29 protein-coding genes are annotated in these 24997 nt (G+C 70.2%); 24 read left to right on the top strand and 5 right to left on the bottom strand.

Annotated elements, in window-relative coordinates; genetic code table 11:
- The first annotated feature begins 120 nt into the window (after window positions 1-120).
- The 3 genes from Q8X39_RS06895 to Q8X39_RS06885 are packed head-to-tail and all read left to right on the top strand — an operon-like array spanning window position 121 to window position 3203.
- Complete coding sequence (locus Q8X39_RS06895) at window positions 121-702, top strand: hypothetical protein (RefSeq protein ID WP_305748920.1); 582 nt, start codon at window positions 121-123, stop codon at window positions 700-702.
- The gene (locus tag Q8X39_RS06890; protein ID WP_305748919.1) at window positions 692-2893 is read left to right on the top strand and encodes a phage terminase large subunit family protein; all 2202 of its coding nucleotides are present in this window, start codon (window positions 692-694) and stop codon (window positions 2891-2893) included. The genes Q8X39_RS06895 and Q8X39_RS06890 overlap by 11 nt, the downstream gene beginning before the upstream one ends.
- Before the next feature lie 19 nt (window positions 2894-2912).
- Entirely contained in the window at window positions 2913-3203 is a 291-nt protein-coding gene (locus tag Q8X39_RS06885; RefSeq protein ID WP_305748918.1) for a helix-turn-helix domain-containing protein, read from the top strand.
- Between the two features lie 202 nt (window positions 3204-3405).
- Here the strand turns inward: Q8X39_RS06885 and Q8X39_RS06880 are convergent, their stop codons facing one another.
- Both Q8X39_RS06880 and Q8X39_RS06875 read right to left on the bottom strand, forming a co-directional pair.
- Window positions 3406-3702 carry a BrnA antitoxin family protein gene (locus Q8X39_RS06880; RefSeq protein ID WP_305748917.1) on the bottom strand — a complete coding sequence of 99 codons (297 nt, stop codon included), beginning with the start codon at window positions 3700-3702 and terminating at the stop codon, window positions 3406-3408.
- On the bottom strand, window positions 3677-3955 hold the full coding sequence (locus tag Q8X39_RS06875; RefSeq protein WP_305748916.1) for a BrnT family toxin: 279 nt from the start codon (window positions 3953-3955) through the stop codon (window positions 3677-3679). The genes Q8X39_RS06880 and Q8X39_RS06875 overlap by 26 nt, the downstream gene beginning before the upstream one ends.
- A 327-nt stretch (window positions 3956-4282) precedes the next feature.
- On the opposite strand from Q8X39_RS06875, the gene Q8X39_RS06870 reads away from it, so the two are divergent.
- On the top strand, window positions 4283-5059 hold the full coding sequence (locus Q8X39_RS06870) for a phage antirepressor N-terminal domain-containing protein (RefSeq protein WP_305748915.1): 777 nt from the start codon (window positions 4283-4285) through the stop codon (window positions 5057-5059).
- Window positions 5060-5069: 10 nt separating this feature from the next.
- Here the strand turns inward: Q8X39_RS06870 and Q8X39_RS06865 are convergent, their stop codons facing one another.
- Together Q8X39_RS06865 and Q8X39_RS06860 are read right to left on the bottom strand one after the other, a co-directional pair.
- Entirely contained in the window at window positions 5070-5408 is a 339-nt protein-coding gene (locus Q8X39_RS06865; RefSeq protein ID WP_305748914.1) for a BrnA antitoxin family protein, read from the bottom strand.
- Window positions 5389-5664 carry a BrnT family toxin gene (locus tag Q8X39_RS06860; RefSeq protein WP_305748913.1) on the bottom strand — a complete coding sequence of 92 codons (276 nt, stop codon included), beginning with the start codon at window positions 5662-5664 and terminating at the stop codon, window positions 5389-5391. Before Q8X39_RS06860 ends, Q8X39_RS06865 begins: the two co-directional genes overlap by 20 nt.
- A 138-nt stretch (window positions 5665-5802) precedes the next feature.
- Here Q8X39_RS06860 and Q8X39_RS06855 point away from each other — a divergent pair, with 138 nt between their 5' ends.
- From Q8X39_RS06855 to Q8X39_RS06805, 11 genes are all read left to right on the top strand, one after another.
- A complete protein-coding gene (locus tag Q8X39_RS06855) occupies window positions 5803-7287 on the top strand; it encodes a hypothetical protein (RefSeq protein ID WP_305748912.1) in 1485 nt (494 codons plus the stop codon).
- On the top strand, window positions 7287-7544 hold the full coding sequence (locus Q8X39_RS06850) for a hypothetical protein (RefSeq protein ID WP_305748911.1): 258 nt from the start codon (window positions 7287-7289) through the stop codon (window positions 7542-7544). The genes Q8X39_RS06855 and Q8X39_RS06850 overlap by 1 nt, the downstream gene beginning before the upstream one ends.
- A gap of 440 nt (window positions 7545-7984) precedes the next feature.
- Entirely contained in the window at window positions 7985-9553 is a 1569-nt protein-coding gene (locus Q8X39_RS06845) for a phage portal protein (RefSeq protein WP_305748910.1), read from the top strand.
- 2 nt (window positions 9554-9555) lie between these two features.
- Window positions 9556-11568 carry a phage major capsid protein gene (locus Q8X39_RS06840; RefSeq protein WP_305748909.1) on the top strand — a complete coding sequence of 671 codons (2013 nt, stop codon included), beginning with the start codon at window positions 9556-9558 and terminating at the stop codon, window positions 11566-11568.
- A 43-nt stretch (window positions 11569-11611) separates the two neighbouring features.
- The gene (locus Q8X39_RS06835; RefSeq protein ID WP_305748908.1) at window positions 11612-11884 is read left to right on the top strand and encodes a hypothetical protein; all 273 of its coding nucleotides are present in this window, start codon (window positions 11612-11614) and stop codon (window positions 11882-11884) included.
- Between the two features lie 14 nt (window positions 11885-11898).
- Window positions 11899-12192, top strand: coding sequence for a head-tail joining protein (locus Q8X39_RS06830; protein ID WP_305748907.1), 294 nt, complete (start codon window positions 11899-11901; stop codon window positions 12190-12192).
- Window positions 12189-12668, top strand: a complete 480-nt coding sequence (locus Q8X39_RS06825) for a hypothetical protein (protein WP_305748906.1) — start codon at window positions 12189-12191, stop codon at window positions 12666-12668. Before Q8X39_RS06830 ends, Q8X39_RS06825 begins: the two co-directional genes overlap by 4 nt.
- A gap of 17 nt (window positions 12669-12685) precedes the next feature.
- Window positions 12686-12877, top strand: coding sequence for a hypothetical protein (locus Q8X39_RS06820; RefSeq protein ID WP_305748905.1), 192 nt, complete (start codon window positions 12686-12688; stop codon window positions 12875-12877).
- 3 nt (window positions 12878-12880) lie between these two features.
- Window positions 12881-13846 (top strand): phage tail tube protein, encoded by a 966-nt coding sequence (locus tag Q8X39_RS06815; protein ID WP_305748904.1) that lies wholly within the window; start codon window positions 12881-12883, stop codon window positions 13844-13846.
- Between the two features lie 69 nt (window positions 13847-13915).
- Window positions 13916-14311, top strand: coding sequence for a hypothetical protein (locus Q8X39_RS06810; RefSeq protein ID WP_305748903.1), 396 nt, complete (start codon window positions 13916-13918; stop codon window positions 14309-14311).
- Window positions 14312-14490: 179 nt separating this feature from the next.
- Window positions 14491-14778, top strand: coding sequence for a DUF1799 domain-containing protein (locus tag Q8X39_RS06805; RefSeq protein WP_305748902.1), 288 nt, complete (start codon window positions 14491-14493; stop codon window positions 14776-14778).
- Here Q8X39_RS06805 and Q8X39_RS06800 read toward each other — a convergent pair whose 3' ends face one another.
- A complete protein-coding gene (locus Q8X39_RS06800) occupies window positions 14779-15012 on the bottom strand; it encodes a hypothetical protein (RefSeq protein WP_305748901.1) in 234 nt (77 codons plus the stop codon). It abuts the gene before it with no gap.
- A 26-nt stretch (window positions 15013-15038) separates the two neighbouring features.
- Here Q8X39_RS06800 and Q8X39_RS06795 point away from each other — a divergent pair, with 26 nt between their 5' ends.
- The 9 genes from Q8X39_RS06795 to Q8X39_RS06755 are packed head-to-tail and all read left to right on the top strand — an operon-like array spanning window position 15039 to window position 24909.
- Window positions 15039-20000 carry a tape measure protein gene (locus Q8X39_RS06795; protein WP_305748900.1) on the top strand — a complete coding sequence of 1654 codons (4962 nt, stop codon included), beginning with the start codon at window positions 15039-15041 and terminating at the stop codon, window positions 19998-20000.
- Entirely contained in the window at window positions 19997-20911 is a 915-nt protein-coding gene (locus tag Q8X39_RS06790) for a hypothetical protein (protein WP_305748899.1), read from the top strand. The genes Q8X39_RS06795 and Q8X39_RS06790 overlap by 4 nt, the downstream gene beginning before the upstream one ends.
- Window position 20912: 1 nt before the next feature.
- A complete protein-coding gene (locus Q8X39_RS06785) occupies window positions 20913-22142 on the top strand; it encodes a phage tail protein (protein WP_305748898.1) in 1230 nt (409 codons plus the stop codon).
- Between the two features lie 12 nt (window positions 22143-22154).
- Window positions 22155-22664 carry a hypothetical protein gene (locus tag Q8X39_RS06780; RefSeq protein WP_305748897.1) on the top strand — a complete coding sequence of 170 codons (510 nt, stop codon included), beginning with the start codon at window positions 22155-22157 and terminating at the stop codon, window positions 22662-22664.
- Window positions 22661-22909 carry a hypothetical protein gene (locus Q8X39_RS06775; protein WP_305748896.1) on the top strand — a complete coding sequence of 83 codons (249 nt, stop codon included), beginning with the start codon at window positions 22661-22663 and terminating at the stop codon, window positions 22907-22909. The genes Q8X39_RS06780 and Q8X39_RS06775 overlap by 4 nt, the downstream gene beginning before the upstream one ends.
- A gap of 14 nt (window positions 22910-22923) precedes the next feature.
- Window positions 22924-23397 (top strand): hypothetical protein, encoded by a 474-nt coding sequence (locus Q8X39_RS06770; RefSeq protein ID WP_305748895.1) that lies wholly within the window; start codon window positions 22924-22926, stop codon window positions 23395-23397.
- Window positions 23384-23869: a lysozyme gene (locus Q8X39_RS06765; RefSeq protein WP_305748894.1), complete on the top strand. Its 486-nt coding sequence runs from the start codon at window positions 23384-23386 to the stop codon at window positions 23867-23869. The genes Q8X39_RS06770 and Q8X39_RS06765 overlap by 14 nt, the downstream gene beginning before the upstream one ends.
- A gap of 54 nt (window positions 23870-23923) precedes the next feature.
- Window positions 23924-24478 carry a hypothetical protein gene (locus Q8X39_RS06760; RefSeq protein WP_305748893.1) on the top strand — a complete coding sequence of 185 codons (555 nt, stop codon included), beginning with the start codon at window positions 23924-23926 and terminating at the stop codon, window positions 24476-24478.
- Between the two features lie 2 nt (window positions 24479-24480).
- On the top strand, window positions 24481-24909 hold the full coding sequence (locus Q8X39_RS06755) for a hypothetical protein (RefSeq protein ID WP_305748892.1): 429 nt from the start codon (window positions 24481-24483) through the stop codon (window positions 24907-24909).
- The last annotated feature ends 88 nt before the right edge of the window (window positions 24910-24997 follow it).

Below are 24997 nucleotides of genomic sequence, written 5' to 3'. Positions count from 1 at the left end.
CCTCCCGAGCCATCCCCATGCGGGTGATTCGAACCTCGTGGTTGTGCCAGTGGGGGGTGGGAGGATTTCCCCATGTCTGGCCCCATGCACCCAGGGATGGGGATGGGGGAGGGCTGCACGATGAGCGTCGAGCTGATCTCGCAGGCGGCGTACGCCCGGCGGCGCGGCGTGGACCCGACGACCGTGCGCGACGCGATCCGCGCCGGGCGGATCTCGCTCATCGACGGCCGCATCGACCCGGCCGTGGCCGACGTCCAGTGGGAGCGCAACACCCGCGCCCGTGTCCGTGCGACGACTGCGGTGATGCCGGCGCCGACACCGCCCCAGGCCGATGCTGCGCCGCTGCCACCGGAGTCCGACTACGCCGTCAGCCGCGCCCGCCGCGAGCGCGCTGCCGCCGAGCGCGAGGAGATCGCGCTCGAAGAAGACCGCAAGCGCCTGATCGACAAGCAGGCCGTGCTGACGACGATCTACACCGCCTTCCGCATGCTGCGCGACACCTGCCTGCCGCTGGGCCGCGAGGTCGCTGCGCGGGCGGCGGCCCTGTCGTCGGCAGCCGAGGTCCAGGCCCTGATCGACGAGGCCATGCGGGCCCGCTTCCGCCAGGCGCACGACAAGCTGCTGGCCGCAGCCGTGCGCGGCCTGGGTGGTGAGCCCGAGCCCGAGCTGCGCGACGAGGAGGACGCCGCCCATGATGCGTGACTGCGATCCCGACGTGCTCGATGCCGCCGCCCGCGCCGTGCTGCCCGACCCCGAGGCGCGGCTCGACGAATGGTCCGAGCAGAACGTCGTCGTCCCCAAGGGCGCGGCCTTCTCCGGCCCCTACCGCCTGGCGCACACGCCGCCGGCGCGTCGCCTGCTGCAGGTGCTCTCGCCGGTCGACCCGACCGCGCGCGTGGTCGCCCGCGTTGCCAGCCAGATGCTCAAGACCCAGGTCTTCATCTGCGCGGCGCTCGGCTGGATCGACACCGCGCCGGCCAACATCATCGCGCTGGAGCCCACCGACGGCCTGGCCAAGCGCCTGAGTGCGCGCTTCGCCAAGGCGGCCGATGCGTGCGAGCCCGTGCGTGCCAAGCTCGCCGCGCCGCGCAGCCGCGACAAGCGCAACACCATCGACGCGAAGGAGTTCGACGGCGGCACGCTCTACATCACCACCGCCGGCTCGGATGCCAACCTTGCGGAGATCCCCGCCCGCTACCTGTTCTGCGACGAGGTCTCGCGCGAGGGCTACAAGGTCAAGACCGGTGGCGAGGGCGACAAGATCAAGCTCGCCGAGGCCCGCCTGAGCACCTACGAAGGCATCAGCAAGGCCTACTTCGTCAGCTCCCCGACCGACACCGGCGACTGCGCCATCGATGCCCTGTTCCAGCAGGGCACCCAGGAGCACTACCACGTCCCGTGCCCGCACTGCGGCCACCTGCATGAGCTGCTTCAGGCCAACGCCCGCTACACCATCGCCGACGGCGGCCAGCGCGTCCTGCGGGCCTGGATGATCTGCCCGTCGTGCGGCAGCGAGATCGAGGAGCACGACAAGCTCAGCATGCTCCCCGACCAGGCCATGGGCGGCCGCGCCCGCTGGGTCGCCACCGCCGAGGGCGACGGCCAGACCGTCAGCGTCACCCTCAATGCGTTCTACGCCCCGCTCGGCTCCATCAGCTGGAAGACGCTGGCCAAGGAACACCACCAGGCGCGCATCGCCGAGGCGATCGGCAACGTCCAGCCCATGCGCGTCTACACCAACACCCGCCTGGCACTGACCTACGAACGCCAGGGCGACAGCGTCGCGCATGCCGAGCTGGTCCAGCGGGCCGGCGACTGGCCGCTGCGCACCGTGCTGCGCCAGATCCTCGTGCTGACCGCCGCCGTCGACGTCCAGCGCGGCGCCAACGCGCGGCTGGAGGTCTCCGTCTGGGGCTGGGGCCGGGGCGAGGAATCGCAGCTCGTGGACCGCCGCGTCATCTACGGCGACCCGGAGCTTGAGCACGGCCAGCCCGGCAGCCCGTGGACCGAACTGGACGCCTACCTCGCCCAGCCCATCCGCCACGCCAGCGGTGCCATGCTGCCGATCCGGGCCTGCGCCGTCGATTCCTCGGACGGCCACGTCACCCACACCGTCTACCGCTACTGCCGGACCCGGGCGAGCCGCCACGTGCTGGCCATCAAGGGCCGGCGCGAGCTCGACCGCGTGCTCGGCCGCCCGACCTGGCAGGACGTCGACTACCGCGGCACCCAGGTCAAGCGAGGCGTGCGGCTCTGGAAGGTCGGCACCGACATCGCCAAGGGGGCCATCTATGCCCGCCTGCGGCTGGTGCGCCAGGGCGCGGGCTATATCCACCTGTCGCGCCACATGCCGCCCGAAGCCTTCGAGCAGCTCACCGCCGAGCGCATGGTCACCACCCTGGTGCGCGGCCAGTCCCGCACCCGCTGGGTCAAGCGCGCGGGCGTGCCGAACGAGGAGCTGGACAAGGCCGTCTACGCGCTGGCCATGGCCCACTACATCGGCATCCCGTCCTGGGGCCCGGCCGACTGGGCGCGCGTCGAGCGCAAGCTCGCCGGCCAGGCGAGCGGCGAGACCGTGGACATGTTCGCGGCTGCCGAGCCGACGCCCGGCGATGACATGGACGATGCCGATGAAGCCGATGAAGCCGACCACGACAACCGCCCGCCGGCTGGCTCAGGCGATGAGCCAGCCGCAGATCGCCCCGCGCCTGACCGTGTGCAGACGCCTGCACCGGCCGGCCCGCAAGCGGTCACGCGGGCCGATGACCTCAGCGATGACCTCGCCGATGACCTTTCCATCACCGTCATCAGCTCCAGCCGGGGCCCGGCCACCACCGTGCCGGCCGACCCCGTGCTGGCCGAGATCCACCGCCTGCGCGCCATGCGCCGCTGAACCGCCGCTGCCCGACGACATGGACGCCCTCACCATCATCCTGCGCACCCTCCAGCGCGAGCTGGAGCGGCGCGCCTCGCCCATCGACGGCCTGGACGAGGCCATCGCCCAGACCGACCGCGCCGTGCGCGGCGCCATGGGCGGCGCCCTGCACCTCATCAGCCGCATCCCCGAGCCGACCAAGGCCGAACGCATCGCCCAGCTCGCGGCCACCCACACCACCCGCCAGATCGCCGAGCGGGTCGGCGTCAGCGACCGCCACGTGCGCCGGGTGATCTCGCGGCTGCGGCTGGGGCAGGGCGCGTCGTGATGTGTGGTCGTGACGTCGTGCCCGTGACGGCAGCCCTCGCGCCGTCCATGCCCCGCCGCCATCGCCTGCCGCGCCGCCTGGGCCAGGAAGCCGCTGCGGGTGGCGCCGTGGGCATGTCCGGCGTCGCCCTTGTGAACGTACACGGGGTAGAGCATGGTGGTCACGCCAGGTGGTCACGCCAGGTGGCGCGCGGCACGCGCACTCACCCGGCCGGGTGCGACTTGATCCACTCGCGCATGGCGTCGTTCACGCGCGTCTGCCAGCCCTTGCCGGTGGCCTTCAGGGCGGCCAGCACGTCGGCGTCGAAGCGGATGGTGGTGGGCTGCTTGAGCGGCGACTTCTGCGGGCCGCGCACACCGGCACGGCGGTTCATCTCCAGCAGGCCGGCGTACAGCTCGGGCGGCAGCACGTCCTTGGCAGGCTTGAACTCGGCCGTGTCAGCGGCCGTCAGTTCACGGACTTCGCCTTCGGCATCAGTGAGAGGGGGGCGCTTGCTCATGGTCTCTGACCTCGCGGGAGTTGGCCTTGCGAAAGCTGATGACGCGGACGCCACCAGCCACCGGGGTGAAGCACAGCACATGCAGGCGAGCGTCAAGCATGCCCAGCGCGACGAATCGCACCTCGGGGTAGGGCTTGCGCACGTCCTGCTGGATCGTGGCACCAGCGAAATCGAACTCGCCAGCCCGCTCGAACGACAGGCCGCGTTCGCGGATGTTGCGTTCGTTCTTGGCCGGGTCGAACTCGATTCGCATGCGCAGATTGTATTCACGATCGGTGCATCGAGCAAGCAAATTGTTAGTACGTTTGCGGCGGCATCCTCACCCGTGCTAGATTTCGCCCGTCCCTGCTCATCAGGGATCGGGATGGGGATCCCGGAAGCAATCTACGGCCAAAGGCCGCACCGTCGCACGTCGTGCGGCCTTTTCGTTCGAGCATCCGTTTTTGGCGGCTCGGCAGGGGGCCTCACGGCCCGCCGGTTTCCACTTCGTGGGTTGCCCGGTAATCCCCACCTGCCGGGCTGCCGCCTTGATGGGGATCGGGGTTGCAGCGCATCTTGACTGCAACCCATGGAGGCCCTCATGGCCGATCACCTCATTTCCATCACGTTCCACGGTGCGCCGATCTTGGCCATGCTCGTTAACGGCGTCCCGCACGTTTCCGTCCGCTCGATCTGCGAAGCCCTCGGGATCGACGCCGAAGCGCAGCGCCTGCGCATCAAGCGCCACAGTGTCCTCAGTTCAGTCGCCTGCGTAACGAAGGCACCTGCCGCCGACGGCAAGAGCTACGACACGCTCTGCCTCCCCCTCGACAAGCTCAACGGCTGGCTCTTCGGCATCAGCGCCGCGCGGGTGAGGCCGGAGCTTCGCGAGCGGCTGATCGCCTACCAGCGCGAGTGCTTCGACGTGCTGGCGCGGCACTTCGGTGCCGCGCAGCCCGGCGCGCTGATCCCCGCCGAGCCCCCGCGCCGGCGCTGGCTCACCGAACAGCACGGCCACGCCGCGCCCGTCACCGTCAGCCTGGGCGATGACGTCCAGGTGGGCACCTGGCTGGAACTGGCCGGCGTGCTGATCCACGCCGCCGGCCTGCCGGGCGACGGCACGCCATCCCATGCTGACGCCCTGGCCTTGGCCAGTGCCGCCACGCAGGTTGCGGCCCTGACCGCCCACACCCTGCCCAAGGGCCGCGGCGAGGACATCGCCCGCGCCATCCATGCCGACGCCAGCCTGAGCCTGGCCGACCTGCACCGCATCGCCGAGATGGCCAGCACCGAACTCTGGGTGCGCACCCGCCAGGCGGTCAGGGCCCGAGGGCAGGACGCGGATCGGGCCTGGGCGGCGTTGAAGGCGACGACGTGAGGGGTCGACTTCAACCGCCGGTGTGTCGCTCCTCGCGCAGCACCTCGCGCAGCGCTTCCTTCACGGCGTCGGCCTGGAGCCCGCGACGCAGGGCCTCGTTGATCAGCGTCTGGTATCCGCGTCCACCGGCCCGCGCCTTGTAGGCCTGCAGCACCGCATCGTCGATGTGGATGGTGATGCGTGTCTTGCCCACCGATACGCCGGGCAGCACCTGACCCATCGGACGCAGCTCGGCGACATCGGCGGCGCTCAGCTCGGGGCTGTCTTCATCCGGGGCATCGGCTTGCGCGGCCGCGTCCACCGCCGCCCAGTCGATCTTCGGCGCAGCCTCAGAGGCGGCCAGCTTCAAACTTCTCTTGCTCACGGGCGTTCGCCTTTCTGAAGGAAATGATGTGCGTGCGCTCACCCGATGGCAGGCAGAACACCACCACCATCAAGCGGCCCTCGATGGTGTTGTAGCCAATGAAGCGGCGCTCCGGATAGACCTTGCGGGTGTCCTCGCGCACCAGCAGGTCCGCATCGAACATCACCCGCGCCGCCAGCAGTGGCAGGCCCCGTTCACGGACGTTGGTCTCGTTCTTGGCCGCGTTGCAGGTGAAGTCCATCGCTTACATTGTGCATATTTTTATATGCATTGGCAACGTGAGCCGGCATCGACTGTCCCCCATCTTCGGACCTCCGCCCCTGTCCCATGTCCGCTGCGCCGGGCATCGTGCGGCGCTTGCTGACCACCGGAGCCCACCATGCAGATCACGATGCGCCGCGCCACGTTCGGGGCCCAAGGCGTCCTCTTGCCCGAAGGTCTCACGCACGACGTCGACGACGCGACCGCGCTGCGCTGGATCGGTGAGGGCGCGGCCGTTGCCGTTGGAGATGCCCGCGAGGCCACGCAGGGGACGAAGGCGGCGCCGTCGGGCCTTGGGGGCGTGACGGTCGGTGACATCGCCGATGCGGGCGCGGCGGGCCGATCCTTGTTGTCGGCCACCACGCAGACCGACGCCCGCATCGCCCTGGGCCTCAACCGCATCCCCGCATGGGCGTGGAACAACGCCTCCGAACTGCGCCTGTTCGGCGATAGCTTCACCCACGGTGCGGCGACGTCCGTCTACGCAGAACAGGGCTACGCGCAGCGTTTCGCGCGTCACATTGGCTTCACGCTGGGCGGCTCGCCGGCGGCCAAGAATCTGGCGGCGGACGGCCACGGCTGGCTGGCCGCCGCGATCCGCGCGACCGAGGCCAACGCGTTCACGGCAGGAGCGCCGAACGCCCGGTACGCGGCGACCTACTTGCTCGGCTACAACGACGTTCGCTTCATGGGCGGCGGCCCTGGCATGCAGGCCCTGGTCCGCAACTGCTTGCGGTTCCTCTTGTGCCAGCAGTGGGCCAAGACCGTCTATCCGGCCAACGCCATGACCGTGGGCGGCAGCGTGACGACCGGCAGCTACGCGGCCGGGGGCACGATCGGCCGATGGTCCCTCTCGAACAAGCTTTCAGGCGCTGCCGGCGGGTTTGGCATCGACCACGCCACGCTGACGGCCAGCGGCACGACCACGCTCACGCAGACGGGCATCGAGGCCGGCACCATCGCGGTCGTCGGCATTGGCTCCGGGCGCATCCTCGCAGCCGATGGTGGACCGGCCACGACGGGCAACTGGGCCGGCCTGCGCGACACGCTCGTGTCGATCGACGGTCGGAGCCTGACCACGCTCGTGAACGGCAGTGAGCAAGCAGGCACGGGCTACGCGATTGCAGGCTCGCTGACGAGTGCATCCGGTGGCGGCAGCGTGTCGGCATTCACTGAAAATTCCGCATCGCCGACCGTTGGCCTCTACTCGGCGCTCGACGCCAAGGCGCACACGGTCGTCCTGAGCAACGGGCTGCCGGCACCCGGCATCACCAGCTCATCCAATCGCAGCTGGTTCGCCGACTGCGTGATCGGCCTCGAAGCGCCGCAGAAGTGCGCCCCCGCCATCGTGGGCCTGACCCCGAAGACTGTCCTCTGGAACAACGGTGGTGCCAACTACAACTACGGCTCGGACGCGGAGGTCGATGCGCTTGATGCCGTGATCCAGTCGGTCGTCGCGGAGTTCCAGGCGCTCGGCTACCCGGTGGCCTGGGTGCCGACGATGGACCACTGGGACAACGTCGGCGCGATCCACACCGACAACATCCACCCGACGTATCTGGGGCACTCCCAGCTGCTGAACGCGTTCAAGTCGGCGCTGTGATGACCAACGCCTCGACCCCGCCCGTCTCCTGGCAGGCCATCCTCACCGACCTCGAAGCCGCCTACCAGGCCCACATCCAGTCCGGCCGCGCCACCGTGGGCAGCTACACCGTCGCGGGCCGGTCGATGACCTACCAGACCACCGCCGACCTCATCCGCGCCATCGACCACGCACGCCGCGAGGTCCAGCGCGAGAAGGCCGAGGCCGACCTCGCCGCTGGCCTGTCCACGCGGCGCGTGCTGCGCATCAGGATGTGACGATGCCAGCGTTGACATGCGCAGCCGTCTTCGGCAACACTCGGCTCGCCTCTCCTCATGAGGGGCCGGGTTTGGAAGCCCGAAGCACCCCTGTGGCGATAAGCCGCAGGCACCGCACAGGTTCTGCGGCTTTTTCGTTCGTGCCCCAGTTTTGGCGGCTCGATGGGAGGGCTCGCGCCCTGCCGGTTCCTGCAAGGGGTGCCCGGTCTTCCAACCCGTCGAGCCGCCGCCATCGGCTGAAGCGGACCCGCGTCACCCGCAACGACGGCTCCGAAAAGACCGTCGAACAGGTGCTGGTGACGCCCAAGCGCCCAGATGGCCCGGCAACAGGGTTGCACTGATCGGCCCCGCATGCATGGCTCACCGGCTGAGCCACACATGCAAAAGTTCGGACATCGGACCCTGTCCGATGTCCGCTTTCGCGGGTCACATGGCCACCCATGTCGACGCCGCCGCTGCTCCACCGCATCGCCAGCCGCCTGGGCTACACGCCCACGGTGGCGGTGGATGCGCGGGTCCGGGCCATCCGGGCATCGGCCGGCGCCGTCATCCGCCAGCAGCGCAGCTTCCTGGCTGCGCTGACCACGCCGGATGTCGCCAGCTGGTCGGCCGATGCCGAACACATCAACGTCGACACCGCCTCCGGCCTGGCCACCACCCGCGCCCGCAGCCGCGCCGCCGCACGCAACGACGGCACCGCGCGGCGCTTCCTGGGCATGGTCCACAGCAACGTCCTGGGCCCCTGGGGCGTGCGCTACCAGTCGCGGGTGCGCACCGGCGGCGGTGCGCTCAAGAGCGGCGTCAACGACCGGCTCGAAGCCGCCTGGGCCACCTGGGGCCGTGCAGGCGTCTGCGAGGTCACCGCCCGCCACGGCTGGCGCACCGTGCAGCGCCTGGTGCTGCGCCATGTGGCCGTCGACGGCGAGGTGCTGGTGCGCTTCCTGTCGGGTCGCGGCCCGCACCGGCTGCAGCTGCAGATCATCCGCGCCGATGCCATCGCCATCAGCCTGAACATGGACCTGCCGGGCGGACGCCGCATCCGCCAGGGCATCGAGCTCGATGCCGACGGCCGGGTGCTGGCCTGGCACCTGCGCACCGTCCAGCTGGTGGACCTGCACGGCGAGTCCTCCGCCGGCTACCCGGCCGGCCTGACCCGCCTGCCGGCCGACGAGGCGATCCACCTCATGCTGCCCGAGGAAGCCGACCAGCTGCGCGGCGTGCCCTGGATGGCCACCGCGCTCAAGAAGCTCCACCAGGTCGATGACTTCGCCCAGTCCGGCCTCAACAAGGCGCGCCAGAGCGCCCGACGCGGCGGCTGGTTCGAGGTCGCGCCCGATGCGCCCATGCCCCCCCCCATGCAGGACGGCACCGACGAGGACGGCACCGCCTTCGCCACCGTGCAGGACGGCGACTGGGAGACCCTGCCCGCCGGCCTCAAGGCCACGCCGTTCGAGAACGAGTACCCCAACATCGAGTACGGCGCCTTCGTGCGCGACTGCCTGCGCCAGGTCGCCAGCGCCCTGGGCACCGCCTACATCACGCTGGGCAACGACCTGTCGGACGTCAACTACTCGTCCGGCCAGCTCGGCCTGGAGGGCGAGCGCACCTTCTGGGCCGAGCTGCAGCAGTGGTTCATCGAGAGCTTCGTCCAGCCCGTGCACCGGCGCTGGTTGAGCCATGCGCTGCTGGCCGTGCCCGAGCTGGTCACGCTGCCCTTCGACCGCCTCGACCTCTACGCCCAGACCGCCCGCTGGCAGCCGCACCGCTGGCAGCCGCTGGACCCGCTCAAGACCATCGAGGCCCAGCGGGCCCGCATCGAGGCCCGGCTGACCAGCCCGCAGCGCGTCATCGCCGAGGCCGGCGACGACCCCGACGAGGTGCTGGCCGAGCTGATCGAGTGGCAGGCCAAGACCGAGCCGCTCGGGCCGATGGTCCACACGCCCGTCACCAGCACGGACCCGGTGGATGCCCCCAAGCCGTCCAAGCCGTCCAAGGCGCCCAGGAACTGACCATGACCGTGCCCATCGACCGCACCGCCATCCCCGACGACGTCCGCCAGGCCACCACCGGCATCCAGCGCCGCGCCTTCGCGCAGCAGCGTGCCCAGGTCGACGAGCAGGCCCGCACCGTCGACCTGTGCTTCGCCTCCGAGCTGCCCTATGACCGCTGGTTCGGCACCGAGATCCTCGACTGCACCGCCGCTGCCGTCGACCTGAGCCGCCTCAACGGCCGCCACCCGCTGCTGCTCAACCACCGCCCCGACCAGCAGATCGGCGTGGTCGAACGGGCCTGGATCGACACCGACCGGCGCGCCCGCGCCACCGTGCGCTTCTCGCGCAGCGCGCTGGGCGAGGAGGTCATGCGCGACGTCATCGACGGCATCCGCGAGCTGGTCAGCGTGGGCTACGCGATCGACGAGATGGTGCTCGAAGCCCGCACCGACACCGACGCCACCTACCGCGTCACCCGATGGACGCCCTACGAGGTGTCCCTCGTCAGCATCCCGGCCGATCCCACCGTGGGCATCGGCCGTTCCCTGGCCGCCCCGGCCGTCCCCGCTCAGAAGAAGGAGACCCCTGTGAGCGATGCCACCACCCTTGCCACCACCGTTCCCGTCACCCCTCCCGTCACCCCGCCCGCCGCCGCCCCCGCCGCGGTCGATGTGCGCGTCATCGAGACCGACGCCATCCGCCGCGAGCGCGAGCGCATCAGCGTCATCCGCGCCATGGGCAGCGCCCACAAGCTCGCCGATGAGGCCGACCGTGCCGTCAACGACGGCACCACGGTCGACGCCTTCCGCGCCGCCGTGCTGGATCGCCTGACCGTCTCCGGCAGCATCCGTCCGGCCGAAAAGCCCGAGCTGGGCCTCTCGCCCAAGGACCAGCGCGGCTACAGCATCACCCGCCTGATGCGCGCCATGCTCGACCCGCACGACAGCGACGCGCAGAAGGCCGCCGCCTTCGAGATCGAGTGCAGCGTGCAGGCCCGCAAGCTGCGCCCGCTCGACGAGCAGGGCCACCTGGCCGCGCAGCGCGGCAGCGGCTTCACCGTGCCGGTGGACATCCTGCAGGGCAACGTGGCCCACCAGGCCGATGCCGCGCGCGATGCCGTGCGGCTGCTGTCGCAGCGCCTGCAGCAGCGTGACCTCACCGTGGGCACGCCCACGGCCGGCGGCAACCTGGTCGCCACCGACCTGCTGGCCGGCAGCTTCATCGACCTGCTGCGCAACCGCATGGTCATCGCCGGCCTGGGCGCCACCGTGCTGGACGGCCTGAGCGGCAACATCGCCATCCCCTCGCAGACCGCCGGCGCGGCCACCTACTGGGTTGACGAGGGCGTGGCCGTCACCGAGTCCCAGGCCGCCTTCGGCCAGGTCACGATGACGCCGCGCACCGTGGGCATGTTCACCGACTACAGCCGCAAGACGCTGCTGCAGCCCTCCCTGAGCATCGAGGCCCTGGTGCGCGCCGACCTGGCCATGGGCATCGCCGTCGAGATCGACCGCGTCGCGCTGGCCGGCAGCGGCAGCGCGCCGCAGCCGCGCGGCGTGCTCAACACGGCCGGCATCGGCGCGGTCGCCATCGGTGCCAACGGCGGCGTGCCGACCTACGAGCACATGGTCGCGCTCGAAGAGGCCATCGCGCTGGCCAACGCCGACATCGGCTCCATGGCCTACGTCACCAACGCCAAGATGCGCGCCCGCCTGAAGCTCACCCAGGTCTTCGGCAGCACCAATGGCCAGGCGGTGTGGGCCGACAACAGCGTCAACGGCTACCCCGCCGCCGTCACGCAGAACTGCCCGGCCAACCTCACCAAGGGCACGGCGGTGGGCACCTGCTCGGCCATCGTCTTCGGCGCCTGGCGCGAGCTGCTGATGGGCTTCTGGTCCGGCCTGGACCTGGTGATCGACCCGATCACGCTGTCCACCTCCGGCGGCCGCCGAATCATCGCCCTGCAGGACATGGACATCGCCGTGCGCCGCCCGGCCAGCTTCGCGGCCGTGCTCGACGCCCTGCGCAGCTGAGGCCGCCGCGCCTCCCACCACCCTCACACACGGAGATCCACCGATGAAGGTCCTCATCACCGCCGACACCTTCGCCCCGTCCATGGACGGCCCGGTCCACCTGGCCGCCCACACCATCGCCGAGATGGAGGCCGACAGCGCCCGCAGCATCGTCAACGCGGCCAAGGGCCTCTACGTCGACGGCAAGGACGACCCCGGCAAGACCAAGCAGCACACCGCCAGCGCCGAGCTGATCCGGCTGGTCCGCGAGGCCCAGGCCGAGGCCCGGCGCGAGGCCCGCAAGGTGCCGGCCGGCACGTCCGAACCCGTCACCTGAGGCGCAGCGCACGCATGTTCACCGAGGACTTCCGCGCCGTCCTGGCCGACTTCGGCACCGCCGGCACGCTCGACGGCGTGGCCGTGACCGGCATCTTCGACCGGCCGCACGCCGTCGCGCCGTTCGACGGCTTCGGCGTCGCCTCCACCCGGCCGACCTACACGCTGCCGAGCGTGCAGACGCCTGCACAGCCTGTCGGCCTCGCGCTGGTGCTGCCCGACAGCGGCACCTGGCGCGTCGCCGAATGCCGGCTTGACGAGGTCGTCAGCGAAGGTGGCATGACCGTGCTGGAGCTGGAGCGGCCATGAGCGACACGGCCCCCGCCGCCACGCTGGCCCATGTCGCGCTGGTCAGCCACGTCGTCGCGCTGCTGCAGGCCGCCCCGCCGGTGGCTCAGCGCGTGAGCCGGCGCTTCGGCCGCCCGGTGCCCGAGGGCATCGCCGATGCCGTGGGTGTCGCCGTGGGCGACAGCGCCGGCAAGGCGCTGCTGTGCAGCGGCGCGCCGCTGGACTGGACCTGCCTGCTCGACCTGTCCTGCGCCGCGCGTGCGGACGCCGGCCAGGCGGCCGACGAGGCGGTGGGTGCGCTGGTCGTGCGCGTGCATCGGCGACTGCGCAGCGCCGAGTCGATCGCCGGCCTGCGCGCCGCCGGCTTCGAGCTGATGCCCGACCTGCGCCTGCGGCCCGACGACGACGACCTGGCCGAGCGCATCGGCGCGGTGAACCTTTCCCTGTCCGTGCGCTGGCGCGGCGCGGACGACGACCTGTCCTTCATCCAGACCTGAACGAGGAACGCCAGACCATGACCAAGACCCTTCCCAAGGCCGACCCCGCGCCCGACGCCGCGCCCGACAACTCGCCCGACAACTCGCCCGACACCACCCCCATCCCCGGCGGCGGCCGCTGGGCCTGGGACGACACCGCCGGTGCCTGGGTCAGCCGCGACAAGCCGGCCGATCCGGCCACCCCATCCACCCCGCAGCAGGAGCCGTAAGCCATGCCACGCTACGTCAAGAACATGGTCATCCTGGCCAAGCTCGAAGCCACCGCCGGCACCGATGCCGCACCCACCGGCGCGGCCGATGCCGTGCTGATCGCCGACAGCGTCACCATCACCCCGCTGGAGACCAAGCTGGTCGACCGCAAGCTCTACCTGCCCTACTTCGGCGGCAGCATGCAGCTGCTGGGCAGCTACAACGCCAAGATCGCCTTCTCCGTCGAGCTGGCCGGCAGTGGTGCGGCCGGCACCGCCCCGGCCTGGGGCGACCTGGTGATGGCCTGCGCCGCGTCGGAGGCCGTGCTGGCCACGCCGGCGCGGGTCGAGTACTCGCCGGCCAGCACCGGCCTGAAGACGCTCACCCTCTGCGGCCATGACGACGGCGTGCTGCACAAGCTCACCGGCGCCATGGGCACGTGCAAGCTCAGCGCCAAGGTTGGCGAGGTGCCGCGGCTGCAGTTCGAGTTCACCGGCGTCTACAACACCGCCACCGCCACGGCCAACCCGACGGCCACGCTGACAGCCTGGAAGGTGCCGCCGGTGGTCAACAAGGCCAGCGTGGTGGACATCACCCTGGGCTGCACCTACGCGGCGGGCGCGCTCACCGGCGGCACCCGGTTCAACTCCACCGGCATCGAGATCGACCTGGGCAACAAGCTCGCCTTCATGCAGTTCCTGTCCGAGGAGCGCGTGGACATCACCGACCGTGATTGCAGCGCCAAGTTCGAGCTGGAACTGACCGCCGCGCAGGAGGTCGCCGCGCTGGCCGACATCATCGCCAACACCACCACCAGCCTGGGCATCACGCTGGGCACGGCGGCCGGCAACAAGCACATCCTGCACGCGCCGCTGATCCAGCGCACCGGCATCACCAAGGCCGACAAGGACGGCGTGCGCCTGGTCGCCTTCGACGCCAAGCTGCTGCCCAGCAGCGGCAACGACGACCTGCGCATCGTCTCGCTCTGATCGACCTGATCGACCTGATCGACCTGATCGCCCTGATCGACCTGATCGCCCCACCCAAGGACCGGACCCATGAACGACACCACCCCGCACGCCACCCCCACGCCTGGCAAGTACCGCCTGGTCGTGGGCAACGTCATCGACGTGCCCGTCAAGGGCGTGCTCAAGGACGGCTCGCGCCACCTCACCTTCAACTTCAGCGTCCAGGCCCGTCGCCTGTCGCTCGAAGAGCTGCGCGACATCGCCACCGGCCGCGCCGACGGCCTGCTGCGTGACTTCCTGCTGGACAACATCCACGACTGGCGCGGCCAGCGCCTGGTGCTCGACGAGGCCGGCCAGCACGCGGCCTTCAGCCGCGAGGCGCTGGACTGCCTGCTCGACCTCGCCGGCATGGAGCAGAGCGTCTACGTCGCCTACATGCAGGCCCTGCAGATCGGCGAGACCGACGCGGGCCGGCGGGGAAACTGATCGAGGCCGCGCGGCGCTCGGCGCGCGGCGACTTCAACGCGGATGACGACGATGACGACGACGCCCTCACGCTGCAGCGCGATCCGGCTGGCTCACACGATGAGCCAGGTGGTGAGCGCTGTGGCGAAGCCCGTGACAACCCCATCACCCGCCTGCTGGCCCAGGCCGGCATTCGCGCGGTGGGCGAGGGCGGCCAGCCCTGCGCCATCGCCGAGCGCGAGCGCACGCCCTGGCACCTGTGGCCGGACAACGTGCGGGCGTGGGGCATCTGGTGCGCCGTGCAGACCCAGTGGCGCGTGGGCATGGCCGGTGCCACGGGGCTGGACTATGCGGGCGTCTGGCGCGTCATCGAATCGGCCGGCATCGCCCGGCGTCGGCGCGATGCGGTGTTCGAGAGCCTGCAGGCGATGGAGCGGGTGGCGCTGGAGGAATGGGCTCGCAAGGGGAGCCAGCGGGCACGGGGCTGATCAGGCCTCGCCGTTCTCGCGGCGATGCTTTTCGAGGAATGCACGCAGGAATGCGTCGCGCTCTTCCTGCTCCCTCTTCCGCGCGCTATCCCAGCGGATCGCGACCGTGCACAAGACCACCAACCCAAGCAGGATCAGCCAGCCGCCCAGGCCGCTGCCGAGCAGGGCCATCACCACGATGAAGGCGATGGCTGCGGCGAAGGGCGCCAAGGCTGAGTGTTCAAAGGTCCACATGCGTCCGATTTTATAGGTCTAGCAACATGGAAGACATCAAGTTCAGGCTGGCCGTCGATGCATCGGCTGCGGTGCAGGGCACGCAGCTCGCGACGGCGCAGCTGGCGCGCCTGGCGCTGAACGTGCAGCGCACGGGCGACGCGGCGCGGATCTTCGAGACCATGTCGGCGCAGCTGGCCAACATGGCCGCGCAGTCCGATCGCGCCGCCAAGGCGTCGGAGCGGCTCAACGGTGCGGTCAGCCGAGCCGGGCACTACGCCAGCGCCTTCGCCTTGTCGCCGCAAGTGGGCGGGATCTTGTCGGGCGTCGCGCAGCGCACGGACGAGTACGCCGCCCTCATCGGCAAGCTCGGGCTCGTGAGCCGTTCAACGGTGGAAGCCACGTCGACCCAGGCCAGGCTGTTCGCCGTTGCTCAGGAGACGCGCACGGGCCTGGCCAGCCTGGGCGACGTGTACTTCAAGCTGCGGCAAGGCACCGAGGCGCTGGGCATCAGCGAAGCCCGTCTGCTCGGCGTCACCCGCACCATGGGTCAGGCCATGACCCTGGCCGGCGGCAGTGCCGAATCCACCCAGGCGGCCTTGATGCAGTTCTCCCAGGGCCTGGCCAGCGGCACCTTGCGGGGCGAGGAACTCAACTCCGTCATGGAGCAGTTCCCGCCGCTCGCCCAGGCGCTGGCCGAGGGCATGGGCCGCAGCGTCGGTGAGCTGCGCAAGCTGGCCGAGGCGGGCACGTTGACGCCCGAGACCATCATCCGCGCGCTGGAGGCCAGCGCGGGTTCGGTGGATGCCGCATTCCGCAAGCTGCCGATGACCATCGGCCAGGCCAGCACGCTCATGTCCAACAGCCTGCTGCAGACACTGGGCGTGATGGACCAGGGCACGGGCTTGTCACGGGGGTTCGCCCAGGCCATTGCCACGCTGGCCGAACACATGAACCTGCTGGTCGGCGGTGCGGGCGTGGCGGCATCCGTCGCGCTCGCGAAAGTGGTCGCTGGCATCGAGGGTTCCGGCCGGGCGGCCCTGGCGCGGCGGGCCCAGATCCTGGCCGACCGAGTCGCTGAAGAGGCCAGCGCGCAGGCCACCTTGCGCCGCGCCGAGGCGGTGGCGATGCACACCGGCTTCGTCCTCGCGGACGCCCGCGCCACCCTGGCGCATGCCACCGGCCTGGGTGCTTCGGTGGTTGCCCAGAACGCGGCAATCGCGGCCACGCAGCGGCACTCTGCCGCCCTGGCGGCGCAGCTTGCGGCCCAGGCGGCGGTGACCACGGCGCAGATGAATGCCGCGAAGGCCGGCAGCCTGGCGACTGCGGCCAGCGGCATGCTGGGCGGCTCGCTCGGGACGGTCATCACCCTGGCGGGCGCGGCCGCCACAGCGTGGGCCATGTGGGGTGCCAGCACCACCAAGGGCGCTCAGGATGCGCAGGAGTCGGTGGCATGGACCACCCACCAGATCATCGCGGACCTGGATCGCCAGATCGCCAAGCTGCGCGAGCGCAACCGGCTGCGGACCGCCGCGCCCGACCTGAAGGCGGAAGGCCCCGGTGTCGACCAGCTCGCACGCCTGAAGACCGAGATCGACCGCCTGCAAAGACCTGACGTTGCCGCTGCCATGAGCTATGACGTCTGGGCCTTCAACCTCGCGAACCTCAAGCGTCAATACGAAGATCTGGCGGGTCGCGTTCGAGCCCTGAACGTCGAGCAGGAGCGATCCAAGGCCGTCGCGTTCGGATCGGTCCGCGACACCTGGCTTGCCAAGTACGCCACCGACGCCGAGAAGCTCCAGGCCGAGCTGAAGAAGGCCACCGACGAGTTCAAGGGCAACCTGCCCGAGGACATCGAGCGGCGCATCCGCTCGCACTTCGTCAAGCCCAGCGCGGACGACGCCCAGGCGCTGGCGCACTACCGCAATCTGGTCGGTGATCTGGCCAATGCCCAGGCCGGTCTCTCGGCCAGCTACAACGACGACCTGCGCCAACTGCACGCCGGCTGGAAGCTCTCCGGCGACGGAGTCGAGATCTACCGGCGTGCCGTCGATGCGCTGATCGCGCGTCAGCCCTTCATGGTCGAGCAAGGCCGTGCCGCCGCCGCCGCCCGTGAGAAGGAGGCCGCCGAGTACGCCAAGATCGTCCAGGCCACCGAGCAGAGCGCCGCCGCCGTGGCCCAGCGCGTGCAGGCCCTGCAGGACGAGGAGACCGCCGCCGCCCTGGCTGGCATGGCCGGCATGACCTTGGCCGATGCCATCGAGCAGGTCACCATCCAGCGTCTGCTGGAAGCCCGGGCGGCGGCCATGCTCGACCACGACCAGGAACGTGTGGACGCCATCAACCGCGAGATCGCCTCGCGCCGCGAGCTGGCCGGACTCATCAACCGCAAGAACGGGCGCGAGCAAGGCGCACGTGATGCCAAGGACGCCGGCGAGCGCCGCGACCGCATCGTCTCCGACTACCTCGGCACCAGCACCGGCCTGCAGATCGCCGACGGCTTCGACAAGGCCAGCCAGAGCCTGGCGGCCTTCACCGGCGCCTTCGCGGCCGTGGTCGACGAGCAGCAGCGCTACACCACCGCGCTGGCCCAGCAGGGCCTCACGTCGCAGCAGGTGGCCGCCATCGAGGCCCGACATGCCCAGGCCCGCATCGGCGGCTACGCGGCCATGCTCGGCGCGGCCAAGACCTTTGCCCGCGAGGGCTCCAAGGACTACGCCCGGCTCGAACGGGCCGAACGCGTCTTCCGCGCCTACCAGATGGCCGAGAGCCTGCGCACGGCTGCGGTGCAGCTCGGCCTGATCGGCACGGTCACCACCGCCAAGGTGGTCGGTGACACCGTCATGGCCGGCAGCGACACCGCGCGTGCCGGCGTCGAGCAGGGCAACAGCCTGGCGACCTCGGCCGTCAAGGGCGTCGAGGCCGTCGTCAACGCCATCCGGACCATGCCCTTCCCGCTCAACCTGGCCGCTGGCGTGGCCACCGGCGCGGCCATTGCCGCGCTGGGCGTGGCGATCTCGGGCGGTACGTCCTCCGGCAGCTTCGCGCCCACCAACACCGGCACCGGCACCGTGCTGGGCGAGCCGGGCAAGGCCAGCGAATCGATCGGCAACAGCATCGAAAGGCTGGCCGACATCGACACCCTGACCATGCGCTACAGCGCGCAGATGGCTGCCAGCCTGCGCAGCATCGAGGGCCGCATCGGCGGCGTGGCCAGCGTGCTGGCACGCACCGGCGGCGTGTCGGCGGCGGCTGCGGCGACCGGGGTGCAGGAAGGCTTCCGGAACAACGCCCTGCGCGGCCTCGAGCCCCTGCTGCGCAGCGGCGTCTTCGGCACCAGGACCTCGATCCAGGCCCAAGGCATCAGCGCCGGCCCGCAGTCCCTGGGCGACATCGAGGCGCGTGGACTCGATGCCAGTTACTTCTCCGACGTCGTGAAGAAGCGCAAGGCCTTCGCCATCACCTACAGCACCAGCCGCAACACCGTCACCACCGATGCCGCGCCCGAGGTCGAACGGCAGTTCTCGCTGGTCCTGGGCCAGATGGCCGACAGCGTGCGCGCCGCCGCCGGCCCGCTGGCCGGCGAGTTCGGCCAGGGTCTGGACGACGTCAAGGCGCGGCTGAACGCGCACGTCGTCGACCTCGGCCGCATCGACCTCAAGGGCCTGAGCCAGGCGCAGCAGGTCGAGAAGCTCAACGCCGTCTTCAGCGCCGCGGCCGACCGCATGGCCCTTGCCGCGATGCCCGGCCTGGAGCGCTTCACCCAGGTGGGCGAGGGCTATTACGAGACCACCGTCCGCGTGGGCACCGAGCTGGAGTCCGCCCGCGTCTCGCTGCAGGGCCTGGGCCTCGGCGCCGGCCGGCTCGCGGACCTGGACGTGGGCGACCAGGACGTCAGCCAGGCGCTGGTCCGTCGCGCCCTGCTGGGCCGTGACGCCACCCGCCAGCTGGGCGACGGCGTGGCCGACATGGTCCGCAACTTCCAGGGCAGCGACACCGAGCTGATCGACACCTGGCTCACCCTCGACGACACCCGCACCCGCATGAGGCAGCTCGGCCTTGATGCCGGCGCGCTCGGCCCGGACCTGCTGGCCGGCGCCGGCGGCCTGGACAAGTTCGCCGGCAGCCTGGCTGACTTCGAGGACCGCTTCATCCCCGCCGGCCAGCGCGTGCGCAACCAGGGCCAGCGCCTGGCGCAGCAGTTCACCGACCTGGGCCTGGCCATGCCCGCCACCGCCGCCGGCTACAGCGCCTTGCTGCGCGGCATCGACACCAGCAACCAGGCCGGCAAGACCCTGCTGGGCAACCTCAGCGGCCTGGGCAAGGGCTTCGGCGACCTGCTGGACGCCGTCAAGGGCCTGGCCAGCGGCCTGACCGACGAGATCGAGCGCATCCAGGGGCTCCAGGTCGGGGACGGCACCACCGCCGGCACGCTGGCGGCCGCCCAGGCCCGCTTCACCGTCGCCAGCGCGGCCGCGCGGGCCGGTGACCAGGCGGCACTGGAGTCCTTGCCCACGCTCAGCCAGGGCCTGCTGCAACTGGCCGACGAGCGCGCGGGCAGCCGCATCGAGCTGGCTCGCCTGCGCGCGTCGACGCTCGCGAGCCTGACCGCCACCCGCGAGGCGATCCAGGCGGCCGGGCTGGGCCTGGCAGGCGGCTTTCCAGGCGACTCGGCAGGTCCGACCGCCCACACCGCCGCGACGGCGACTGCCGGCACGAGCCCTTCGTCACCAGCGCCTGTGGCTGCGCTGCCGGTCGTGCAGCCCACCGCCGTGCCCATGCCGGCGTCGGCCCCTGCTTCAGCCGATCCTTCGGGCCATGCGGCCTGGCTGGCCGAACTGGCCGCGCTGCGGGCGGATGTCGTCCGACTCGGCACGGAACTCGCCGGCCTGCGCCAGGACCAGGGCGTGCAGGCGTCCGCACTGGTGCTCGCCACGCAGTCCACCGCCCGCGCGCTCGACCGCGTCATGCCCGATGGCGATGCGCTCACCGTCCGGGTGGTGACGTGACGACCTTCATCCGCCCGATCGACATCACCAGCGACGTGCTCGCAGACAGCACGGTGGGCGAGGTCTGGCCTGAGTGGAGCGCCGGCGGCTTCGCGTCGTGGGTGAACTACGCGGCCGGCACGCGGGTCTTGCGCACCGGCACGCGCCGCGTCTACGAATGCATCGTCGACGTGGCGAGTGCGACCCCGCCGGAAGACGATGCGGCCCATTGGCTGGACATCGGTCCTGCCAACCGATGGGCGGCCTTCGACCGGTCCGTCGGCACGCTCACCACGGCCGTCGGTGGCATGACCTTCGACTTCCTGCCGCCGGCCTGCGACAGCATCGCGCTGCTGGACCTGCAGGCCGCCCGCGTCGAGGTCGACGTCTACACCGATGCCAGCGCCGGGGAACTTGCCTACGGCCGCGCCATCGACCTTGCCGACCGGGCCGGCGTCTCGTCCTGGTACGACTACCTCGCGGTGCCGATCGACCTGCAGAGCACGGTCGTCCTGACCGACCTGCCGCCCCTGCATGGCGGCAGGGTCACGGTGCGCATCACCGCCGTGTCGGCCACGTCCATCGCGGTGGGCACCTGCGTGCTGGGCACGGCGGTCGCGCTGGGCGACACCCGCACCGGCGCGTCCCTGGGCATCGTCGACTACTCGCGCAAGAAGACCGACGACTACGGCGTCACCGACATCGTCGAGCGACCCTGGTCGGGCCGCATCACCGTGCCCGTCTCCATGCGGCGCGAGCAGGTCGATGCCGTCTCCCGCGCACTGAGCCTCATCCGCGCGAAGCCGGTCGTCTGGCTGATCGCCGACGACATCGACGCCTCCGTGATCTACGGCTTCTGGACCGACTGGTCCATCACCCTGAGCTACCCGACGCACGCCGAGGCGTCGATCACCATCCAAGGACTTGCCTGACATGCCGATCACCGCACTCCCGGCGGCACCCAGCCGCACCGACCCCGCGAACTTCTCGGCCCGCGCCGACGCCTTGTTCAAGGCCCTGCCGGCCTTCGTCAACCAGGCCAACGCGCTGGAATCCAGCCTCACGGCGAGCGTGCATGTCGGGACGGCGACCGTCGACAGCGTGACGATCGGCACGGGCATCAAGAGCCTCGCCGCGAGCACGGGAAAATCATGGGCCGTGGGCGCCTGGCTCTACATCGCCAGCACGGCGACGCCAGCGAACTACATGATCGGGCAGGTGCGGGGGTACAACGCCGTCACGGGTTCGCTGAGTGTCAACGTCACCGCGACAGGCGGAGAGGGCACGTTCTCGAGTTATTCAATCGGCCTGACGATGCCGCCGGCACTGACCGCAACGACTCAGTCGGAATCGAACTACTCCGATTCACTGGCCACAACGAAGTTTGCGCGAAACATTTCTCGCGGCTTTCTTGGCGAATTGATGCCGCAGACCTCACGCAACATGTCGACGAGTGAGGCCGGGTACCTCTGCTGGTGCGATACAGCAGGTATCACGCTCAATCTGCCGAGCTGCGCGACGCTGATGTCGGGAGGAACATTTACGTTCCTGAACACCAGCAGCGGCAAGATCACCATCAAGAGCGTGGACCCTGATGATCTGTTCTGGACTTGCGGGATCGGCTCCGCCGCCTCGGTCGCCCTGAATCCCGGTGATTCGGCTGAGATCATGGGTACGGGAGTGTCCTCGTACATCGTGTCCGGCGGATCATTGCTGGCGCAGCGATCCAGGACACTGGCGACGTCGATCTTTCCGCCCGGAGCCATCATGCACTTCGGTCATGCAGCCGCTCCGTCGGGATGGCTCAAGGCCAACGGCGCGGCGGTATCGCGCACGACGTATGCCGACCTATTCGCATCGATCAGCACGACATTCGGTGCGGGAGACGGCAGCACGACCTTTACCCTGCCCGATTTGCGTGGCGAGTTTCTGCGGGGGTGGGACGACGGGCGCAGTGTGGATGCTGGACGCGTGCGGGGATCTTTTCAGTTGTATGAGATTCAATCGCACGCACACAACATCCTGACCAATGACCAGGAGATGGGTACCGGCCGTGTCACTGTCGGCGGCGCACCGGCGGCAACGACAGCGTGGACAGAGGCAACCGGCGGAAATGAAACGCGGCCCCGCAACGTGGCGCTCTTGGCCTGCATCAAGTACTGACCGGGAGTCACCATGAAAGTCGTCTACCAAACCAACGCTGCGGGCCAGTACACCGGACCGATCCAGGCCGATGAATCGCCGCTGGAGCCCGGTGTCTGGCTCATTCCGGCCGGCTGCGTGGAAGACGCGCCGCCGCCGCTCGGCGACCACGAGATCGCGCGATGGGACGGCACGTCCTGGCAGGTCGAGACGCTGCCCATGGCCGATCCCGTCGAGCCTCACGCTTCGACGCTGGCCGAGATCCTCGCTCAGGCCGAGGCCGCGATCGACCGCTGGATCAACGACCAGGCCCGCACGCTGGGCTACGACTCGATCGTCACCGCCGTGAGCTACGCCGACGAGCCGGCTGTGCCGCGCTACCAGGCCGAGGGCCGGGCGCTGAGGGCGTGGCGGTCCCGCGTCTATGCGGCCGCCTACGAGATCCGCGCCACCGTCGTGGCGGGCTCGCGCGAGATGCCGGCCAGCATCGAGGCGCTGATCGCGGAGCTGCCCGCCTTCGTGATGCCCGAGGAGGCCGCATGACCGATGCCACCCAAGCCCTCACGCTCGAACAGCGGCTCGACCGCCTGGAGCAGCTGCACGCCAGCAGCGCGGCGGATACCGCCGAGATCCGGTCCATCCTGGAAGCCGCCCGCGGCTTCTTCCGCGTCACCGGCTGGATCGGCCGACTCGTCACCGTCGTCGGCAAGCTCGCGGCGGCGGGCATGGCGATCTGGGCGGTGATCTACGCGCTGACGCACGGCGGGCGACCGCCGGCCGGGCACTGACACAGGAGACGACGATGCTCGAACTGATCAGCCTGATGCTGGGCGGCCTGCTGCGCCTGGCGCCGGAGTTCCTCAAGCGCCTGCAGGCCCGCGACGACCATGCCCACGAGCTGGAGATGACCCGCCTGCAGCTCCAGATCGACCAGGCGCGGGCCACGCAGCAGATCGACCTGGTGCATGCCCAGGGCGCGGTCGCGGCCGACTCCGGCGAGCTGGCCGCGCTGGCCGAGGCGCTGCGCCTGGAGGGCGGCAAGGGCGGCGGCTGGTCCGACCGCCTGAGCCGGTCGGTGCGGCCGGTGCTGACCTACTGGTGGTGCATCGTGCTCTACACCCTCGCGAAGGCCGTCACGATCATGCTGGCCTGGCAGTCCGGTGCCGGCATGGCCGGCATCGCGCCGCTGCTGGTCACCGAGTTCGACCGCGCGGTCATCGGGTCGATCATGGCCTTCTGGTTCGTCGACCGCTCGCTGCGCCGTGGCCGGCTCTGACCTGGCGCCGGCCAGCGTGCCCGGCGCGCTGCTGGCCCTGATCCGCCGCTTCGAGGGCTGCCGCCTGGTGGCCTACACGTGCCCCGCCGGCATCTGGACCTGCGGCTGGGGCAGCACGGGCCCGGACGTCGGCCCCGGCACCGTCTGGACCCAGGCACAGGCCGATGCCCGGCTGCTGGCCGATGCAGGCGTCTGCACGACGGGCACGACCCGCCTGTGCCCCGGCCTGAGCGGCGACCCGCTCGCGGCGATCGCCGACTTTGCCTACAACCTCGGCCTGACCCGCCTGGCCGGCTCGACGCTGCGGCGCCGGCTGCGCGAAGGCGACATGGCCGGTGCGGCCGATGAGCTGCGCAAGTGGGTCAGGGGAGGGGGCAGGGTGCTGCCGGGGCTGGTGAGGCGGCGGGAAGCGGAGGCGGTGTTGCTGAACCGAGGTCTTCCGGGGCGAGGCGTCCCTCCGTTTGACGATTGACTTGCGCTGACCGCATGGACACGATCGGCAGCCAGAGGCTCAAGGAGGTCGACGATGCGTGCAACCGTGCTGGTGTTTGCCGTCATGTTCATGGTCTCGCCCTGGGCGGGTGCGCAGTCGCTGCCCGGACGCTTCAACGCGGAGCGGCTTCCTCCGGACAGCCCGATCCATCTGCACAAGGGCATGCTTGACCGGCGACCTGAGTTGGTCCCCGCGAGCAAGAACGAGCAACTGCTCATGCGCGGCAATCTCACCGAGGACAAGGCAGCCCAATGCCGTGTCGAGGGCGGCATTCTCCAGAAGCAGTATGAGTCGCTCCAGGAGTTGACGGCACTGCTGGAAAGGAAGCTGGAGCTGTTGGAGGACGGCTCCAAGACGGCCAAGAAACCATCCAAGAAGAAGGCTGCCGCCCCTTCCGCGAAATCCTCGGATGCCGCAGAGGATGAACCTGCGGTCCCTGCCAGCGGTCCGCTGGGTGGGATCGGCCTGTCGGACTGCAACAAGGTCGATGACCTGAAACTCAAGATCAAGAATCAGACGGCGCTGAACAATCTGCTCGAAGAGAAGGCGCAGGTTCTCCAACTGTCCAGTTCGAGCGGGAGCAAATAGCCATGGCCGAAAGCCTTGCAGAGATCGACGCCAGGATCGCCGCGCAGAAGAAGGTGGTCGAGTCGTCGACGACGGTCCAGCAGGCGGTCGATCCGTCGCAGGTCCAGGGCCGTGCCTACAAGCCGACCTGGTGGACCGCCGAAAGCGCCATGACGATGAGTTCCGTCGTCCTGATCTTCGGCGTCTTCGTGCTGCTGCTGGTCACCTACCTGATCCGCATCGGCAAGAGTTCCGAGTCGGTGCTGCGGATCTTCGGCACCGTGCTCATCGTCATCGTCTCGGTCTTCCTGATCGTGGCCGGCTACGACAACAACCAGATCGCTCCGGTGATGGGCCTGCTCGGAACGATCGCCGGGTATCTGCTGGGCAAGGAGACGAGCAAGCCCGCATCGCAGGATGGCCCGGCCAAGGGCAAGTCGGACCCCGCATAGCCCGCAGAGGCGCTGCTGCGCCGCCACTTTTCACCTACCCGTCGCCGAATTCATGCGATGACGACGCATCCTGCTGAATCGTGCGTGG

This window comes from Leptothrix discophora, from assembly GCF_030705305.1.
Taxonomy (GTDB): domain Bacteria; phylum Pseudomonadota; class Gammaproteobacteria; order Burkholderiales; family Burkholderiaceae_C; genus Sphaerotilus; species Sphaerotilus discophorus.
This window is presented reverse-complemented; position numbering and strand designations above follow the sequence as displayed.